The 16,811-nt window shown below is 61.4% G+C and carries 17 protein-coding genes and 1 pseudogene; 9 read left to right on the top strand and 9 right to left on the bottom strand.

All coding sequences use genetic code 11. The features are described 5' to 3' along the window. Positions 1–151 precede the first annotated feature (151 nt). Both ACF0H7_RS11530 and ACF0H7_RS11535 read left to right on the top strand, forming a co-directional pair. Complete coding sequence (locus ACF0H7_RS11530) at positions 152–772, top strand: cell wall hydrolase (RefSeq protein ID WP_397452876.1); 621 nt, start codon at positions 152–154, stop codon at positions 770–772. A gap of 210 nt (positions 773–982) precedes the next feature. After that, positions 983–1,372 (top strand): annotated as a pseudogene (locus ACF0H7_RS11535) (porphobilinogen synthase); the annotation flags it as partial. 30 nt (positions 1,373–1,402) lie between these two features. On the opposite strand, the gene ACF0H7_RS11540 reads toward ACF0H7_RS11535, so the two are convergent. After that, positions 1,403–2,932 carry an FAD-dependent oxidoreductase gene (locus ACF0H7_RS11540; RefSeq protein ID WP_397452877.1) on the bottom strand — a complete coding sequence of 510 codons (1,530 nt, stop codon included), beginning with the start codon at positions 2,930–2,932 and terminating at the stop codon, positions 1,403–1,405. A gap of 45 nt (positions 2,933–2,977) precedes the next feature. Next, entirely contained in the window at positions 2,978–3,934 is a 957-nt protein-coding gene (locus tag ACF0H7_RS11545; RefSeq protein ID WP_397452878.1) for an AraC family transcriptional regulator, read from the bottom strand. Between the two features lie 78 nt (positions 3,935–4,012). Between ACF0H7_RS11545 and ACF0H7_RS11550 the strand changes: the two genes are divergently transcribed. After that, complete coding sequence (locus ACF0H7_RS11550) at positions 4,013–5,017, top strand: oxidoreductase (RefSeq protein ID WP_397452879.1); 1,005 nt, start codon at positions 4,013–4,015, stop codon at positions 5,015–5,017. A 5-nt stretch (positions 5,018–5,022) separates the two neighbouring features. On the opposite strand, the gene ACF0H7_RS11555 is transcribed toward ACF0H7_RS11550, so the two are convergent. Beyond that, positions 5,023–6,282 (bottom strand): MFS transporter, encoded by a 1,260-nt coding sequence (locus ACF0H7_RS11555; protein ID WP_397452880.1) that lies wholly within the window; start codon positions 6,280–6,282, stop codon positions 5,023–5,025. Positions 6,283–6,421: 139 nt separating this feature from the next. Further along, positions 6,422–7,627: an aspartate aminotransferase family protein gene (locus tag ACF0H7_RS11560; protein WP_397452881.1), complete on the bottom strand. Its 1,206-nt coding sequence runs from the start codon at positions 7,625–7,627 to the stop codon at positions 6,422–6,424. Positions 7,628–7,726: 99 nt separating this feature from the next. Between ACF0H7_RS11560 and ACF0H7_RS11565 the strand changes: the two genes are divergently transcribed. Then, positions 7,727–8,629, top strand: coding sequence for a LysR family transcriptional regulator (locus tag ACF0H7_RS11565; protein ID WP_397452882.1), 903 nt, complete (start codon positions 7,727–7,729; stop codon positions 8,627–8,629). A 124-nt stretch (positions 8,630–8,753) separates the two neighbouring features. Here the strand turns inward: ACF0H7_RS11565 and ACF0H7_RS11570 are convergent, their stop codons facing one another. Continuing rightward, positions 8,754–9,215, bottom strand: coding sequence for a DUF4126 family protein (locus tag ACF0H7_RS11570; protein ID WP_397452883.1), 462 nt, complete (start codon positions 9,213–9,215; stop codon positions 8,754–8,756). Between the two features lie 56 nt (positions 9,216–9,271). Here ACF0H7_RS11570 and ACF0H7_RS11575 point away from each other — a divergent pair, with 56 nt between their 5' ends. The 4 genes from ACF0H7_RS11575 to ACF0H7_RS11590 all read left to right on the top strand — a co-directional run bounded on the left by ACF0H7_RS11575 (position 9,272) and on the right by ACF0H7_RS11590 (position 11,840). Further along, complete coding sequence (locus ACF0H7_RS11575) at positions 9,272–10,195, top strand: AraC family transcriptional regulator (RefSeq protein ID WP_397452884.1); 924 nt, start codon at positions 9,272–9,274, stop codon at positions 10,193–10,195. A 71-nt stretch (positions 10,196–10,266) separates the two neighbouring features. Then, on the top strand, positions 10,267–10,749 hold the full coding sequence (locus tag ACF0H7_RS11580; protein ID WP_397452885.1) for an OsmC family protein: 483 nt from the start codon (positions 10,267–10,269) through the stop codon (positions 10,747–10,749). 165 nt (positions 10,750–10,914) lie between these two features. Continuing rightward, a complete protein-coding gene (locus ACF0H7_RS11585; protein WP_397452886.1) occupies positions 10,915–11,097 on the top strand; it encodes a hypothetical protein in 183 nt (60 codons plus the stop codon). 182 nt (positions 11,098–11,279) lie between these two features. Beyond that, positions 11,280–11,840: a DUF4174 domain-containing protein gene (locus tag ACF0H7_RS11590; protein WP_397452887.1), complete on the top strand. Its 561-nt coding sequence runs from the start codon at positions 11,280–11,282 to the stop codon at positions 11,838–11,840. A gap of 122 nt (positions 11,841–11,962) precedes the next feature. On the opposite strand, the gene ACF0H7_RS11595 is transcribed toward ACF0H7_RS11590, so the two are convergent. From ACF0H7_RS11595 to ACF0H7_RS11610, 4 genes are all read right to left on the bottom strand, one after another. Further along, the gene (locus ACF0H7_RS11595; RefSeq protein ID WP_397452888.1) at positions 11,963–12,460 is read right to left on the bottom strand and encodes a GNAT family N-acetyltransferase; all 498 of its coding nucleotides are present in this window, start codon (positions 12,458–12,460) and stop codon (positions 11,963–11,965) included. 21 nt (positions 12,461–12,481) lie between these two features. Beyond that, positions 12,482–13,981, bottom strand: coding sequence for a flavin-containing monooxygenase (locus ACF0H7_RS11600; protein ID WP_397452889.1), 1,500 nt, complete (start codon positions 13,979–13,981; stop codon positions 12,482–12,484). Between the two features lie 136 nt (positions 13,982–14,117). Then, positions 14,118–15,494 (bottom strand): MFS transporter, encoded by a 1,377-nt coding sequence (locus tag ACF0H7_RS11605; RefSeq protein WP_397452890.1) that lies wholly within the window; start codon positions 15,492–15,494, stop codon positions 14,118–14,120. 10 nt (positions 15,495–15,504) lie between these two features. Further along, a complete protein-coding gene (locus ACF0H7_RS11610) occupies positions 15,505–15,837 on the bottom strand; it encodes a hypothetical protein (protein WP_397452891.1) in 333 nt (110 codons plus the stop codon). A gap of 337 nt (positions 15,838–16,174) precedes the next feature. Between ACF0H7_RS11610 and ACF0H7_RS11615 the strand changes: the two genes are divergently transcribed. Beyond that, complete coding sequence (locus ACF0H7_RS11615) at positions 16,175–16,810, top strand: TetR/AcrR family transcriptional regulator (protein ID WP_397452892.1); 636 nt, start codon at positions 16,175–16,177, stop codon at positions 16,808–16,810. The last annotated feature ends 1 nt before the right edge of the window (position 16,811 follow it).

The following is a 16,811-nucleotide window of genomic DNA, read 5'->3' on the forward strand; positions in this document are numbered from 1 at the left end:
ACTCCATATAGCGGGTTAAAAAGCCGCTTTTCGACCTAATAAAAAACGGCTGCGACGTTCCGATTCACAGCACTGCCTGGCGTGCCTTTCAAAGGCCGGACAGACGTGGCGCGGAGGCAGGATCACTGGGCTTCATTCGGAAGGCTTGACCATGCGTCTCAACTGGATAATCAGCTGCCTTGTCACTGTTCTCGTCTCAAGCCACGCCCTCGCGGCCGATCCCACGCCCACGGCGGAAGTCGCGATAGACAAATCCCAGGCCCTGGAACAGAAGGCCGCCGAAAAAGAAAGTGTGGCGGCTGCGCCGAAGGCCGCGATCATTACCAAAACTGAAGTGCAAGCGGTCGACCCGACGGGTACGGCGTCGCTGGACGATGCCATCGTTTGCCTGTCGCGCACAATTTTCTGGGAAGCCAAGGGTGGCTCGGATGCCGACATGGAGGGCGTTGCCAGCGTGGTCTTGAACCGACTGGGACATGACGGCTTCCCTGGCACGATTTGCGAGGTGGTCAAGCAAGGCGCGGATAAGAAGGTCTGTCAGTTTTCCTGGTGGTGCGACGGTCATTCGGATCAGGTCGACGAGGACGACCGTTACGCGATGGCCAAGGAAATCGCGCGCAAGGCGCTTAACCAGCAACTCAAGGACAGAACCAGCGGCGCCATGTACTTCCACGACCGCAAGGTGAAACCAGAATGGGCCAAGGAATACATCAAGACCGCCGAGACTGAGAAATTCCTGTTCTACAAGCCGCACGAAGGCAAGGCCAAGTAGGCGGCGGGGATTATTGCGCACCAGGCATGAGGCTTTTCCCAACCCGGCATTTGTGCCCTTGCCCCCACCTGGCCTAAGCTCCACGCCTCACCAATCGGTTACCCCGGGTTCCCGATGCCTAGCCAGTTTCCTGCTGTTCGTCCTCGTCGCCTGCGTCGCTCTAAGTCGCTGCGCGGTATGTTTCAGGAAACGGCGTTCAGCCTGAATGATCTGAAGTTCGCCTCGGCGCTACACGGACCTTTCCGTGAGGCTGGCGGCACGGCGTTGAAGGGCGATCGTAAAAGCTATCAGATGAACCCGATGAATCGCCGCGAGGCGCTGCGTGAATCGTTGCTGGACGGGCAAGAGGGCGCGGACGCATTGATGGTCAAGCCAGCGGGCATGTACCTCGACATCCTGCGCGATATCCGCGAAGCGTTGCACCTGCCGTTGACCGCCTACCAGGTCAGCGGTGAATACGCGATGCTCAAATTCGCCGCGCAGGCGGGTGCCATCGACGAGGCGCGCATCGTCCCCGAGAGCCTGGGTGCGATCAAACGCGTCGGTGCTGATTTGATCTTCACCTACTTCGCGATGGACTTGGCCAAGCAAGGCATTTGACGCTTGGTCGGTGCCTGACCCGATGCTGCGCTAGACCATGCGTGGTTGCAGCTTGCGCTCGGCGAAGTAGCGGTCGAGCACGCTGGCATCGTCGGCGGTTTCCACCAGTGCGATATAGGTGTCGGGCCGCAACAGGTAAAACGCATCGCGGGTGAGGCCTGCGGCGTGGTGCACGGGCTTCCAGTCGAACACGTACAGCGGCAACCCGCGCAGGGCGCACCAGCCGACGAGGTTATCGCCCGCCACCCCATACACATGGATTTGCCAACAGACATTGGCCAGTGAATCGAAATTGTCGTTATCGCCGTCGGACGCCCAGGGCAGGCGATCGCCGCCGCGAATATCACCCGCACCCCCGGTGCTCAAGGGCATGCCACGGTAGTTCAGGGTTATCTGCGACACCGTGCGAAACAACCATTCACGCACTGCCTCCAGGCCAATCACCGAGGGAATCAGCAGCGGTGCGATACGGGTGCGCACCAGATTGGCAATCGGCCCGTCTGCCGTGGCGAAACTGAACACCCGGTCGGTGGTCGCCACCAGTTGCCTGGCGAAGCCGATGCGTTCGGTTTCATAGCTGTCGAGCAGGTTGTCCGACGCGTTGCCCTTGAGCACCACGGCGAGTTTCCAGGCAAGGTTGATCGCGTCGCCAATCCCGGTGTTCATGCCTTGACCGCCGGCCGGGCTGTGCACGTGGGCAGCATCGCCCAGCAGGAATACCCGGCCGCGACGAAAATGCGCTGCGACGCGATGGTGGACGTGGTAGGTGGAGAACCAGTTGACCTTGTTGACCTGGACCTTGAGGTGTTCGATGGCCCGGCCGCTGACGTCCTCGAACTGCAAGGTCTCCGCGTGCCGGGCGCGTTCATCGCGCACCGTACCGATCAGCCGCGCACGGCCACTGCCGGCCATGGGGAACACCGCGAGGAAGTCGGCCTCGTCGAGGTCGACATGCAGCTCACCGTTGACCGCCTGACCCTCGGCTTCCACATCGGCGACGTAAAACACCTGTTGGTAGGTACCCCCGGGAAAACCCAGGTCGAGGGTTTTGCGCACGGTCGAGCGCGCGCCGTCACAGCCCGCGAGGTAAAACGCCTCACAGGTTTCTTCATGACCGCCAGCGCCTGAGAGCACGGCAATCACGTGCGTGCCGTTGTCGACCATCGTTTTCAATTCAGTCTGCCGTTCGACGCTGACACCGAAGGCTTGCAGCCGCTCGATCAGCAGTTGTTCGTGTTGATCCTGGGGGAATATTTCGAGGAAAGAGTAGGGCGTGAGGTCTTTGCCGATGGCGTCGAACGGCACGCGCGCGGCTTGCTTGCCCCTGACCCACAGGTTGACCGCCGGCATCCTGTGACCGTTTTTCACAATCGCGTCAGTGAGACCGAGCTGGCGGTAGAGCTCAAGGGTGCGCGCCTGAACGGCCAGTGCCCGCGAGGTGGTGCCCGAGGTTGCGGTCTTGTCGATGATCCGCACCTTGATCCCGAATTTGCTGAGCCAGAGCGCCAGCACCAGCCCTGTTGGGCCGGCACCGATGATCAGCACGTCGCTGCGCTTCACGTTGTGCTCCTTGAATGAGTCATTCAAGGGAAAGAATAGGTGACTTCAGGCCGGATCGTCGGCGGCGGCGGTGGCCCGCGCGGCCTCCCGGTAACGTTTTGGTGCCAGACCGACGCTGCGTTTGAACGCAGTGCTAAAAGCGCTTTCCGAGGTGTAGCCCAGCGACAGGGCCAGCACCGACAGCGGCGTGTTGTCCTCGCGCAAGCAGCGTTCGGCCAGTTGCATGCGCCAGTGGTAGAGATACGTCAGCGGCGGCACCCCGGCGACTGTCTTGAAGCGCAAGGCAAAGGTGGTGCGCGACATGGCCACCGATTGCGCCAGCTCTTCCAGTTGCCAGGCGCGGCCCGGTTCGCGGTGCATCAGGCGCAGGGCCGGCGCGATACGCGGATCGGCCAGGGCCCGCAACCAGCCGGCGGGCAGCGTGCCGGCGTCGCTCAGGTAGGCGCGCAACAACTGCACGAACATCAACTGGGCCAACTGACCGGACGCCACCTGCGCCCCCGGTAACTGTGCCTGACGCTCACGCAGCAGTTGCTCGACCAGCCATTGCAGCACCGTGGCCTGGGGTGAGTCGGCGCGGACGTGGATCAACGGCGGCAGCACATCCACCAGCAGCCCGGCATTGGCGGTGTCCAGTTGCACATGGCCGCCGATCACCAACACCTCGTCACCGGCACCGAGCTGGATGAGGGTGCCGGCGTTGGCGGTGAATAATGTGTTGGCATCCACCGGGTCTACCGTCGGGTCGCTGGCCATGACAAAGGCACGCGGTGCAGCCAGCAGAAACATCTCCCCGGCAGCGATCCACAGCGGCGGGTCGCGCTCGATGCACAGCCAGCAGCCGCCCTTGGCCACGGCGAAATATTTGATCTTGTTCGGTGGCGCAAAGCCGATGGCCCACGGATTGGACGCGGTGAAACCACCGGACACGACGGAATGGGCGTTGGTCAGCTTGAGAATGTCGGAGAAGGGGTCATTGAGCATTTCCGTACTGTCGCGCAATAAACGCGTACGTTCAAGTATTCAGCGTCCGACCGGGGCACCGTACAGTGGTGGCGTCTCTTCTTACAGGTGTCTGCCATGTCCATTGTACAAGCTCCCCTGGGTTCCGGTTTCGATGCGGCGTCCACCGCCGCCGATGTCCTGCACGGCATCGATCTTTCGGGACAGATCGCCGTCGTCACCGGCGGTTACTCCGGCATCGGCCTGGAAACCGTACGCGCCTTGCGTAGGGCGGGGGCCAGCGTCATTGTGCCGGCGCGGGATCTGGACCGGGCCGCCACCGCGCTGGCCGGTATCGAGGGCGTTGATATCCAGCCGATGGACCTGAGCGATCCGGCTTCGATCGATGCATTCGCCGATCGCTTTCTCGCCACTGGCCAAGCGCTGCCGATCGTGGTGAACAGCGCCGGAATCATGGGTTGTCCGTTGCAGCGTGATGCACGGGGTTATGAGCTGCAGTTTTCCACCAACCACCTCGGCCACTTCCAGTTGATCAAACGCCTGTGGCCCGCACTGCGCCGGGCCCAGGGCGCGCGGGTGGTGTCGGTGTCATCCTGGGGGCACCGCCATTCACCGGTGGTGTTTGAAGACCCCAACTTTGAGCGTCGCGCCTACGATCGCTGGTCGGCTTACGGGCAATCGAAAACCGCCAACGTGCTGTTCGCCGTGGCCCTCGACGCCCGAGGCAAGGCCGATGGCGTTCGTGGGTTTGCCCTGCATCCGGGTGGCATCGTCAGCAACCTGGCGCGGTATATGTCCGAGGAAGAACTGCGCGCGGCCGGTGTTATCGATGCGCAAGGCCAGCCGATTCTCGACCCGCAAAAGAACCTGAAAACGCCTGAGCAAGGCGCGGCGACCAGCGTCTGGTGCGCCACCAGTCCGCAGTTGAATGGCCTTGGTGGCGTCTATTGCGAGAACTGTGACATCGCACCGCTAGTGTCGCCGGAGGTTGAGGTGAATCGCAGCAGCGAGGCGGTTCGCCGCGTGGGCTCGATGGCGCTGGGGGTGATGTCGCATGCCATCGATGTGAACGCCGCTGAACGCCTGTGGCAGCTTAGTGAGGCGTTACTGGCGGGCGGTTAAAAGCTTCAGGCATCCGGGGTGTCGATGCTGAATTTCACCCGGCCGTTGTTGAAGCGCACCCGCAGGTCGCGGTATTTCACCAGGTAACGCAGGCCTACCGCAGCCGCGATGAAGCCCGCTGACGCGCCGATGCCCAGTGCCCAGCGCGGGCCGCAGGTGTCGGCGACCCAACCAACAATGGGCGCCCCCAGCGGCGTGCCACCGAAAGCGATGGCCAGCAAAATCGCCACCACCCGGCCACGCATTGCCGGTTCGGTGGTCAGTTGCACCAGCGCATTGGCGGTGGTGTTGAAGGTCTGCGCTGCGATGCCGATGCCGATCAGCAGCAGGCCGAATCCCCATGCGTTGGGCATCAGTGCGGCCACCAGCAGGCCAAGGCCGAACAGGGCGGCACCGGTCAATAACAGGGAGATGTGCGGCGTTGCGCGTTTGGCCGCCAACAAGGCGCCGGTCACCGAGCCGCAGGCCAGCAGCGAGCTCAACAAGCCGTACTGGCTAGAGCCGGCATGGAACACTGTGACGGACATGGTCGAGATAAAGATCGGAAAGTTCAGGCCAAAGGTGCTGAACAGAAACATCATGATCAAGGCGGTCATCAAGTCGGGGCGCTTCCACACATAGCGCAAGCCTTCGACGAAACTGGCACGCGCGCGTGAAGCGCGCTCATGGCGATGCAGCTCGTGGACGCGCAGCATCAGCAACGAGCCGATCACCGCCGCAAAGGTCGCGGCGTTAATCAGGAACACCCAGCCACAATCGATGGCTGCGATCAGCACCCCGGCGACGGCCGGGCCAATCATCCGGGCGCCGTTGAACGATGCCGAGTTCAGGGCCACGGCGTTGGACAACTCCTCATCACCCACCAGCTCGGCGACAAAGGTCTGTCGCACCGGGGCATCGAAGGCCGTGACACAGCCCAACAGAAAAGCGAACACATACACCGACCATAACTGTACCTGCCCGGTCACCGTGAGCAGCCCAAGACCCAGCGCGAGCAAGGCCAGCGCCCCTTGCGTGACGAGCAACAATTTGCGCCGGTCGAAGCGGTCGGCGGCAAATCCGGAGAACGGCAGCAGCAACAGCGTGGGGCCGAACTGCAGGGCCATGACGATACCCACGGCGGTCGCGTTGCGATGGGTCAGTTGGGTCAGCACCAACCAATCCTGCGCGGTGCGCTGCATCCAGGTGCCGATGTTCGACACCAGCGCGCCGCCGGCAAAGAGTCGGTAGTTGTAGCCTTTCAGTGAGCGGAAAGTGCTGCTCATCGGCCAATGGCCGCGAGGGTAATTCGGGAGGCAAAGCGCTTCATGCGTGGGTGGGTCCGGCAGGTCGGTGGCATCAGGGCGGTCATGCGATGACCACCATGATTTCTGCGCCAAGGTCTAGAGTCAAGCGCTCATTGGTCTATCCGGCGTGGGCGATTTCGCTGTGCGAACGGTGACTGTTCAAGGTCTGGCAAATACCCCGAACGATCGTTTCCACTTCCTCTGCGGCCAAGGTCAACGGCGGCAACAGACGAATCGTCGAGCCACGGGTGACATTGATCAACAGGCTGTGTTCCCGTGCTGCAGTCAACATCAGATCCCGGCAGGGGAACGCGAGGTCGATACCGATCATCAAGCCGCGACCACGGATCGCCAGCACCTCCGGGTAGCCGCTCAATTCGGCGCGCAACCTGTCGAGCAAATGTTGGCCCTGCCGTTCGGCATTCGACAGCAGCCCTTGCTCTTCGATGATTTCCAGCACGGTACAGCCGACCCGACAGGCCAACGGATTGCCGCCAAAGGTGCTGCCGTGGCTGCCGGGGGTAAACAATTGCGCAACCTTGTCGCGGGCCAGGCAGGCGCCAATCGGAATGCCGTTGCCCAAGGCTTTGGCCAGGGTCATGACGTCCGGGACGATACCGTCGTGCTGAAAAGCAAACCACTGGCCGGTGCGACCGATGCCGGTCTGGATTTCATCGAGCATCATCAACCAACCGTTGCGGTCGCAGTGTTCACGCACGGCCAGCAAGAAACCCGCTGGCGCCATCTGCACACCGCTTTCGCCCTGGATCGGCTCCAGCAGAATCGCGGCGATGCGTTCGCCGTGGAGGCGGGTGATCGTCGCCAGAGACTTGAGGTCACCGAAGGGGATCTTCAGAAACTCACCCGGCAGTGGGTTGAACCCCAGGCGCACGGCGGGCCCGTCGCTGGCAGACAGGGTGCCCAGCGTGCGGCCGTGGAAGGCATTTTCCATGACCACAATCAGCGGCCGTTCGATGCCCTTTTTCCAGGCGTGCAGTCGCGCCAGTTTCAGCGCGGTTTCATTGGCTTCGGCACCGGAGTTGTTGAAGAACGCCTGATCGAGCCCCGAGAGCCGCGTGAGTTTTTGCGCCAGCTGTTGCTGCCAGTCGATGCTGTACAGGTTCGAGGTGTGCAGCAGCAATCCCGCCTGCTCGCTGATGGCCGCGACAATCTTCGGGTGCGAATGACCGACGCTGGTGACGGCGACGCCGGCGACGGCATCCAGGTATTCACGGCCGTCGTGATCCCACAAACGCGTGCCCAGCCCTCGGACGAAACTCAAGGGCAGTGGTTGGTAGGTGTTCATCAGGTGGGCGGCGGTCATGGCATCAAGCTCCATCTTTGCTGGGGTTTGCAGTATGGTTAGCAACTTGAGCTGGATAAACGCCGATTACTTTCAAACAATTTAAAGCTGGGCTTGATAATGGACCTGTTTCAGGCAATGACGGTGTACGTGAAGGTGGTGGAGACCGGCAGCATGACCGCCGCTGCGCAACTGTGCGGGATGTCTACCACCATGGTCGGCAACCACTTGCGGGCGCTGGAGCAGCGGTTGGGGGTCAGTCTGTTGAAGCGCAGCACGCGACGACAAAGCCTGACCGAGTTTGGCAGTGCGTATTACCAGCGCTGCCTCGAGGTGTTGGGGCTGGTGGCGGATTCCGAACGGCTGGCTGAGCAGGTACAAGGCGACCCGCAAGGCACACTGCGAATCACCGCACCACCGGCGTTTGGTGCCGAATGCCTGGCCCCGGCCTTGAGCGGTTTCGTGCAACGCTACCCAGAGGTCAAGCTCGACGTGGTGTTGACCAACCTGGTGCTGGACTTCATCGACGGTGGCTTCGATGCGGCGATTCGGTTGGGCACGCTGGACGACTCGGCACTGATCGCGCGGCCGTTGCAGGATTACACCCTGACCCTGTGTGCCGCGCCCGCGTATCTGCAGCGTTGCGGCACGCCGCTCAAGCCTGAGGACTTGCAGCATCACCAGTGTCTGGCGTTCGCCTACCCCGCGGGGGATGACTGGAGTTCCACGGCCAAGCAATGGGTGTTGAAGGGCGAAGAGGGTGAAGTGGCGGTGCCGGTTTCAGGCCCGATGACCATCAACAGCACCCCGGCATTGCGTCAGGCGGCGATTGCCGGCATGGGTGTGGTCATGATGCCGGACCTGCTGATCAGCCAGGATTTACGCGAGGGGAAACTGGTCGCGTTGTTGCAGGACTATCAACTGGCGCGGCGGGCGATGCACCTGGTGTATGCACAGGACCGTTATCGGTTACCTAAGGTGCGCGCGTTTGTCGATTATGCGGTGGGGTTGTGGGGTAGATGACGGAAATCACGTCGTCTGTAGGAGCGAACTTGTTCGCGAGGGCGGTGTTCAGACTTACAACGTCTCGTTAACACGTTAGCTCCTACAGACGATCGCATTTCTATACACCGCCGATCCAACGGTCTTAAACCGCGCTGACCGCCAGCACCGCGAGCATCACGGCAATGACGTCTTCCAGCACCGCAATCGGCCAGTCCTTGCCCATGGCCTTGGCGCCTTTGGCCCGCAGTTCGTAACCGACGAAGGTACCGATTACCGCGCCGACCACACCCAACACCAGTCCGGCAACGGTCGAGCCAGTAGATGCGCCGATCACCGCGCCGGAAAAACCGCCGCTGACCAGGCGCGGGATGAATTGCTGAGGTACTTTGCGGCTCGGGGTTTTCGGCAGCTGGTCAGTCACGAACTCAACCGCGGCCAGCACGCTGAACACATACGGCGTCCAGGCACTGGCCATGAATGAGGCCCATCCTTGGCCCAAAGCCAGCGCGCCAGTGTGAGCCGCCCAGGCGACCACGGCAGGGGCAGTGAAGACACGCAGACCGGCGACAACGCCGATCACTAATGCAATAACGTAAATAGACATGAGGTTTCCATCCAAGGGCTGAGGTATCGTCGCAGCAAATGGTAAGGACCCTTGGGATGGAGCAGAATATCGGGATGACCGAGATACATGACCAATCGTCCGGACTTGCGCCAGAGCCTGACCCTTTCCAGCGCATGGACCTGCTGTCGCAGATACTCACCCTGATCCGCTTGAATGGCGAATCGGTCTACCTCAGCGAGCATCAGGCGCCGTGGAGCACTGGCTACCCGGCGGGTGTGTCGCACTTCCACGTAGTGCGCTCGGGCAGCGTATCGGTCATGCCGCAGGGTGGGGTGGCGATACAGGCCGGGCAGGGTGACTTGCTGCTGTTGCCCCATGGCGTTGGGCATGTCATCAGCCATGGCGACCAACAACCCACCCAGCTCATGAGCGGCACCTTCACCCTGCACGGGCCGATGCTGTCGTCGCTGATCGCCGCGCTGCCCGCCGTCATCCATATCCGCAGCGAAGACGGCAACGCGCCGGACTGGCTGCAAGCAATGACCTATTTCATGATGGCGGAAACCCACGTATCGATGCCGGGCTCGACGCTGATGATTTCGCGGATCATCGACCTGTTGGTGATTCGCACCCTGCGGACCTGGGCCGACGGTCACGTCAGCATCGGTGGCTGGGTCGGTGCGCTGGCTGATGAACGCATGAGCCGCACCCTCAGCGCGATCCACTCCGACCCGCAAAAACCCTGGACGGTCATTGGCCTGGCGCAAATCGCCGGCATGTCGCGCTCGGTGTTCGTCGAGCGCTTCACCGCCATGGTCGGCGAGTCGCCACACCGCTATGTCTCGCGCTGGCGCCTGACCCTGGCGGCGACCTTGCTGGCCAGCGGTTCAGTGCGCGTCAGCGAGGCCGCGTTCAAGGTTGGCTATGCGTCGGAGGCGGGGTTCAGTCGGGCATTCAAGGCGCACTTTGGCTACCCGCCTAATGACACAAAAATTGCCTCGATGTCGGGGCGTGTTTGATCGACAACGTTGTATTTCAATCAGCGCTGCCGGGATATTTTTTACTCACAGGCAATTCAAGGAAGGATCAAATGGCTGACAAACTGCATCACTACAACGTCAAGATAGTCTGGACCGGGAATGAAGGCACGGGCACCGCATCCTATCGTGGTTACAGCCGGTCGCATGTCATACAGGGCAAGGGCAAGCAGCCAATCGATGGCTCGTCCGACCCAAGTTTTCGCGGTGATCCAACACGCTGGAATCCGGAAGAACTGTTACTGGCATCTTTATCCGCCTGCCACAAATTATGGTATCTGAGCCTTTGCGCCGAGGCGGGCGTGGTGGTCGTAGCCTATGAGGATGATGCCCAAGGTGAGATGGTCGAAGGTGCTGGCGGAGCAGGGCAGTTCTCATCGGTTGTACTTCGGCCGAAGGTCATCTTGGCCTGCGGTGCAGACGTCGAAAAAGCAGTCGCCCTGCACCATAAGGCACATGAAATGTGTTTCATCGCTCGATCCGTCAACTTCCCCGTCAGTCACGCCCCGGAAGTCTCTGTCGAGCCGAGTGCGTAGTGTTGCGGTTCCCACCCTCGAAAGGAAACTGAACAGTGTCTGCCAGCAATTCATTGTCCCGTAAATACAGCGCTTTCCTGTTCGACATGGACGGCACAGTCCTTAACTCCATCGCGGTCGCCGAGCGGGTTTGGGGTGCCTGGGGTTGAAGCGACGGACTGCCTGGTGTTCGAAGATGCACCGATTGGCATTCGAGCGGGGGAAGCGGCGGGGGTCAGTGTCAGGGTGGTGACGGCGACTCACGTCCACCCGTTGCAGACCCCGCATCCGTCGATCAATGATTATCAACGGGTGCGGGCGCAGGTCGATAGCGACGGTTTGCTGGGGCTGGAACAACGCACCTTGTAATCAGTGGTTATAAAACTGTCGTTCGTTGCATGCGCGGGCGGCGGTTTTTCGTTGTCTGACCTAAGCTTCAGCTCAGCGCGATGGCGATGCCGTTACTCGGCTAATCAGAAAATAAGGTTCAAAATCGGAACCTTAGCGACGCTGCGCAATCATTGATGCATGGATTCCAAAAGGAGGTGCGCATGCTCACTCGGTCTCTGACCTTCGCTATTCTGCTCGCAGCCGGCCCCGTCATGGCCGACAGCGATGCTCCCCTGGCCCAGGACCGCGGGCAGGCTCGCCCGTTGATTGTCATTGCGCCCAGTACCGTCGATAAAACACTGGTCGATCTGAAAAAATCGCTGGACGAACCGGCCAATCACCAGGCCTTTGTTGATCGCAACATCGTGCTTTACACCGTGGTCAACCTCATCGGCCAGCGCAACGGCAAGGACATGGACGCGCAAACCACCATGGCGCTGATTCGCCAGCTCGGCCTCGGGGCCGGAGCCGGCACCCGAGTGATTCTGGTGGGCAAGGACGGCGAGAAGAAAATGGAGAAAACGGTTAAAACCGGTGACGACTTCGACCCCAAGGAGCTGTTTGCCACCATCGACCAACTGCCGCCGCAGGAGAAAGAAGTCGCACCGCCAGCACCGCCTCCGACGCCAGCGGCGGAAGCCAAGCCCGGGAAAGTCGGCAAGAATGGCAAACCTGTGAAGCCGAGCAAACCCGCCGAGCCACCGATCGAACCGGACGATTGATCTGTCCTGGCGTCTGGGCGAGAGGCGACCCTGTCGAGGGTCAAGAGCTTTGGTGTGCTGATTCAGGCGGTTGCCAGCGAAGCCGTCGACTTTTAGCCGTGATACTGCTGGTCGGTCTTGACTCAACCGGCCACCGACTCAAACCGATACAGCGTGCACGGATAGCCATCGACCGTGACCGGATGGCAACTGAACGCACCCTGGGTCAGCTCGCTGATGATTTTTTCCCAGAAACCGCGAGCCGGCTGGTTGGCATCGATGTGGAAAATCTGCCACTGACCGGGAAATTTGCTCAGCAGCGCGCTCACCACAAAGCGGGCGATTCCGCGCCCCCGAAAGCGGCGGCTGATAAAGAAATAGCCGATGTTGTAGTGGGCATCGGTGAACGGCCCGTCGCCATCGACCGTGACAAACCCCGCCAGCTCGCCGTCGACCTTGATCAGAAATGGTTGGGTGGCGGGCTTTCTCCAGTAATTTTGCATTGACTGAACGCTGAAGAAGCCGTGGTCCGACAGTTTCAGCGGCAGCCACTCGCTGAAGTCATGCATGTAAAACTGCATCAGGTTTTCGATGCTTTGCAGGTCTTCCTGGTGCGCCGCGTGCAGTTCGATCGAGAGCATTGTCGAGGGTTCCTTCGGCGTTTACGTCCTCACAAACGGCACACCCTCGCCGCGAATCGACACCGGCGACGGGTGGCGCTGGAAGCTGATGTGACTGTCAGCGATGCCTTTGTATTTCAACGTCATCAGGTCCAGCAAATAGTTTTGGCGCAAGTGCCACGGGCCTTTGGAACCTTGTTTGGGCAGCTCGTCGTTGGCCCGCAGCACATAACCGGACGTGATGTTCAGCAACGGACGTTTCTCCACGCTGGGGTCGGTATACAGGGCGACGGCGGCTTTGTAACCATGCTCGCTCATGTGGTTGATCAGGCGGCAGACATACAGGCAAGACAGGTCCGAGCGCATGGTCCATGAGGCGTTGGTGTAGCCGACGCACAGTGCAAAGTTGGGGATGCCACTCAAGAGCACGCCTTTGTAGACGAACGCATCGCTCAGTTGCACCGGTTGGTCATCGACGGACAGGCGCATGCCGCCACAGGCTTGCAGTTTGAGGCCGGTGGCGCTGACGATGATGTCGGCGGCCAGCTCCTGCCCCGACTTCAGGCGAATGCCATCGGGCGTAAAGCTGTCGATCTGGTCGGTGACCATCGACGCCTTGCCGGAGGACAGGACCTTGAACAAGTCGGCATCGGGAATCAAACACAAGCGTTGGTCCCAAGGCTGGTAACGCGGTTTGAAGTGCTCGTCTACGGCATAGCCGTTCGGCAAGCCTTTGCGGGTGCCGTAGCGCAACAACCTTCTCGCCAGGCGCGGGGTGCGTTGGCAGAACTGATAGAAGCCGAGGGCGATCAGGATGTTCTTCCAGCGCGCCACGCGGTGCGCGGTTCGCTCGGGCAGGCGCTTACGCAAGAAGTCGGCGATCGGGTCCTGCGCGGGAAATGAGGCAATGTAGGAGGGGGAACGTTGCAGCAAGGTGACGTGCCCGGCGGTCTCGGCCAGCGCGGGTACCAGTGTCACCGCCGTGGCGCCGCTGCCGATCACCACGACGCGCTTGCCGGCGTAATCAAGATCCTCGGGCCATTTCTGTGGATGCACCAGCGTGCCGCTGAAGGTTTCTCGACCGGGAAAGTCCGGGCTATAACCGCCCGCGTAGTCGTAATAGCCGCTGCACACGTAAAGGAAATCGCAGCTGTAGAGCAGCGGTTCCGCGGTGCCGGCGAGTTCCACGGTCCAGCGTGCGTCAGCCGATGACCAGGCGGCGGACTGCACCTGATGGTTGAAGCGAATGTGTGGCTCGATGCCGAACACCTGAGCTGTTTCACGAATGTAGTGCAGGATCGACGCACCGTCAGCAATCGCCTTGGCTTGGGTCCAGGGGCGAAACGGGTAGCCGAGGGTGAACATGTCGGAGTCGGAGCGCAGCCCCGGATAGCGGAACAAATCCCAGGTCCCGCCAATCTCTGCCCGGCCTTCGAGCACCGCGTAGCGCTTGCCGGGGCATTCGGTTTGCAGCCGATAAGCCGCATTGATCCCGGACAGGCCAGCGCCAATGATCAGTACATCGAAATGCGTGGTGGGCATGGGGTCACTCCGTTTAATGCTGTCTCGGGTTCGGCGCTCATGAATTGCGGCTGATCTGAGAGGTGTAGTCACCATAGGCCGTCTTCGCCAACACGTTGGCGAATGGCTTTATGCGGTGAGTCAGAGTAAACCGTGCTCAATCCACTTTCACCTCCGGCATCCCGGCCTTCAACCCTAGTCCCCGGCTCAGGCTCAACACCGCCGAAACAGCGGCAAAGCCGGCGGCCAGCAGCACGGGTGTGGTAGAGGTTTCACTGCTGAGGCCGAACAACAGGCCCACCAGCGCCGCGCCGAAGGATTGGCCGGAAAAGCGTGCGATGGATTGCATGGCGCTGGCGCCCGCGCTGCGTTGGCGCGGGACGGAGGTCAGTACCTGGCGGGCGTTGGGCGCCTGGAAGAAGCCGATGCCGGCGCCGCAGATTGCCATGCGCCAGGCGATGTCGGCAGCGGCCGGGTGTGCGCCGACGGTAGCCATCAGCAGCAGGCCGCTGGTCAGTAATAGCAGACCGATGCTGCACATCAACATGGCGGAGTAGCGGTCCGAAAGATAACCGGCCAGCGGCGCTGTGAAGACGATCGCCAAGGGCCAGGGCATCATCAACGGCCCGATCTGCAAGGCGCTCATGCCCCAGGCGCTGTGCATCAGGAAAGGCAGCGAGACAAAGGTCAGGCCCTGGGCAACGCAGGTGCTGAAGGAAGTGCCGATGGACAGCGAGAACACCGGGATCTTCAGCAGATCGAGCGGTAACAGCGGCGTGGCTTGAGTGAGTTGTCGCTTGACGAAAAACCAGCCGCAGACCAAGGCAACCGCCAGTGTCAGCGCAACCCAGAGCAGCTGGGTGTCACGACCTATGGCATCGACGCCAGCGATGGCCAGCCCCAGCGTCACGGCACACATCAACGCGCTGGTCAGGTCATAAGGCCGGCCATGTCCCGCCATCCGAGGCAAGGCTTTGAGGCCGACGGCCAGGGCCAGCGCGCCCACCGGCAGGTTGATCAGAAACAGCCAGGGCCACTGGGCGAATGACAGCACGGCGGAGGCCACGCTGGGGCCGGTCACTGAGGCAATCGCCATCACTGCGGTGTTGAGGCTGATGCCCTGACCCAGTTTGCCGGTAGGGTAAATCGTGCGCATCAAGGCCGAGTTCATGCTGATGATCGCGGCGGCGCCAAAGCCCTGGATGACCCGCGCCAGGGTCAGGCTTAGCAGCGAGTCAGCCATGGCACAGCCGATCGAGGCCACGGTGAACAGGGCCAGGCCCGAGAGGTAGACCCGATGAAAACCAATGCGCTCGCCCAGTGCAGCCAGCGGCAGCATCGAAACGGTGATGACCAGCAGGTAGGCGTTGACGATCAGAATCGAGTCGGCGGCGCTGACCCCCAGCGCGCGACTGATGGTCGGCAGCGCCACGTTGGCGATGGCGCTGTCGAGCACGGCCAGCACCAGGCCGAGCAATAACGCCAGCGCCGCCCAATGGCGTTGCGGGACCGGTAGACCGCCTTCTGCATTCATCATCCGTTCCTTATACCGCTCGCCGATTGCGTTGGACGTTGCCGAAATGCCAAGACAGGTATAGCCCCATCACCAGCGCGCCCACTGCCAGAGTGGCACATCCCGGATTGAGGCCAGCGCTGATCGAATGCCCATTCAGCAGGTAGATGCCGAGCAATAAATTGAAGAAGCCCCACAGGGTATTGACCCACGGCGAAGAGTTGCCAACGCCGCGCGGGGTGGCGAATGGCGTGGGGAACAGTTCACCGCGCAGCCCGGCGGCCAGGTGCGGAATACAGTTGCACAGCAAGGCGCCCGCGAAGAGCAGCGCGAGGTAAAAGGTGAAACCGGGTTCGCTGGACATGATGGGCGGACACTGAAGGTGGAAGAAATGAGAGGTTACCCTCTCATAACTATAAATGGAAGTGGCCAGAAGGGTGCTCCCGCCCACTGGCCCCTTCGCAGGCAAGCCTGCTCCCACAGTGGTTCTGCGGCAGGCACAACTCCACTGTAGGAGCTGCCGCAGGCTGCGACCAATCGGCATCGCGAAGGCCGTTCAGGCCTTATCGCAGCCTGTAGCAGCTCCTACAGTGGATAGGTGCAGCGCTTGATACATAGAATCGCCTACCGTAAATTGCGTGATTCTGCGTAAGTCCACAAAATGCTATGCTCGCGTTTTCCAGTAGCCCGCGTACTAGAGCATGCCCTCTCAAATAGAATTGAAAACCGCCACCAGCGGTCAGGCGCCGAAGCGTCAGCGGGGTCATATTCGGGTGGCCGCGATCATGGACGAAGCCAGTGCGGTATTTGCCGAAAAGGGGTACGACGCCGCCACCATGACTGAGATCGCGGCCCGTTCCGGCACCGCGATTGGCTCGCTGTACCGTTTCTTTCCGTCCAAGGAAGCGATTGCCGATGCCTTGCTGTCGCGCTACGCCGAACAGGCGCTGGAAGGGCTGGCCGAGCTGCAGCACAATGCCGCCGACTTGACCCTCGACAGCCTCGCCGGGGCGTTGATCGACTTCATGCTGGCGTTGCAATCGCGCCGTAGCATGGTGTTGACCCTGGTCGACGCGCGCGGGGCGGGACTGGATGTCCGCCAGCGTTTTCGCGAGGCGTTACGCGCCAGTGTTGCCAGCCTGTTGCGCACTGCATTGCCGGCGATTTCCGAGGCGAAATCCACAGTAATGGCGACGATCCTGTTGCACACCCTGAAAGCGATTCCGGCAATCGCCGAGGAAGAACCAGCGACCCGCTCGGTGTTGTTGGCCGAGTTCAGGGAGCTGCTTCGTCACTACCTGACGTCCGCCAAAGCACCCCCTGAAACCAGCGCGTAGA

Source organism: Pseudomonas sp. NA-150, from assembly GCF_044336365.1.
In the GTDB taxonomy this organism is placed as follows: domain Bacteria; phylum Pseudomonadota; class Gammaproteobacteria; order Pseudomonadales; family Pseudomonadaceae; genus Aquipseudomonas.

What these genes read in the sequence shown, in the direction of transcription:
- ACF0H7_RS11530 (WP_397452876.1), top strand. Translation starts at nt 152, where the DNA reads ATGCGTCTCAACTGGATAATCAGCTGCCTTGTCACTGTTCTCGTCTCA.
- ACF0H7_RS11550 (WP_397452879.1), top strand. Translation starts at nt 4,013, where the DNA reads ATGTCCATTGTACAAGCTCCCCTGGGTTCCGGTTTCGATGCGGCGTCC.
- ACF0H7_RS11555 (WP_397452880.1), bottom strand. Translation starts at nt 6,282, where the DNA reads ATGAGCAGCACTTTCCGCTCACTGAAAGGCTACAACTACCGACTCTTT.
- ACF0H7_RS11560 (WP_397452881.1), bottom strand. Translation starts at nt 7,627, where the DNA reads ATGACCGCCGCCCACCTGATGAACACCTACCAACCACTGCCCTTGAGT.
- ACF0H7_RS11565 (WP_397452882.1), top strand. Translation starts at nt 7,727, where the DNA reads ATGGACCTGTTTCAGGCAATGACGGTGTACGTGAAGGTGGTGGAGACC.
- ACF0H7_RS11570 (WP_397452883.1), bottom strand. Translation starts at nt 9,215, where the DNA reads ATGTCTATTTACGTTATTGCATTAGTGATCGGCGTTGTCGCCGGTCTG.
- ACF0H7_RS11575 (WP_397452884.1), top strand. Translation starts at nt 9,272, where the DNA reads ATGGAGCAGAATATCGGGATGACCGAGATACATGACCAATCGTCCGGA.
- ACF0H7_RS11580 (WP_397452885.1), top strand. Translation starts at nt 10,267, where the DNA reads ATGGCTGACAAACTGCATCACTACAACGTCAAGATAGTCTGGACCGGG.
- ACF0H7_RS11590 (WP_397452887.1), top strand. Translation starts at nt 11,280, where the DNA reads ATGCTCACTCGGTCTCTGACCTTCGCTATTCTGCTCGCAGCCGGCCCC.
- ACF0H7_RS11595 (WP_397452888.1), bottom strand. Translation starts at nt 12,460, where the DNA reads ATGCTCTCGATCGAACTGCACGCGGCGCACCAGGAAGACCTGCAAAGC.
- ACF0H7_RS11600 (WP_397452889.1), bottom strand. Translation starts at nt 13,981, where the DNA reads ATGCCCACCACGCATTTCGATGTACTGATCATTGGCGCTGGCCTGTCC.
- ACF0H7_RS11605 (WP_397452890.1), bottom strand. Translation starts at nt 15,494, where the DNA reads ATGAATGCAGAAGGCGGTCTACCGGTCCCGCAACGCCATTGGGCGGCG.
- ACF0H7_RS11610 (WP_397452891.1), bottom strand. Translation starts at nt 15,837, where the DNA reads ATGTCCAGCGAACCCGGTTTCACCTTTTACCTCGCGCTGCTCTTCGCG.
- ACF0H7_RS11615 (WP_397452892.1), top strand. Translation starts at nt 16,175, where the DNA reads ATGCCCTCTCAAATAGAATTGAAAACCGCCACCAGCGGTCAGGCGCCG.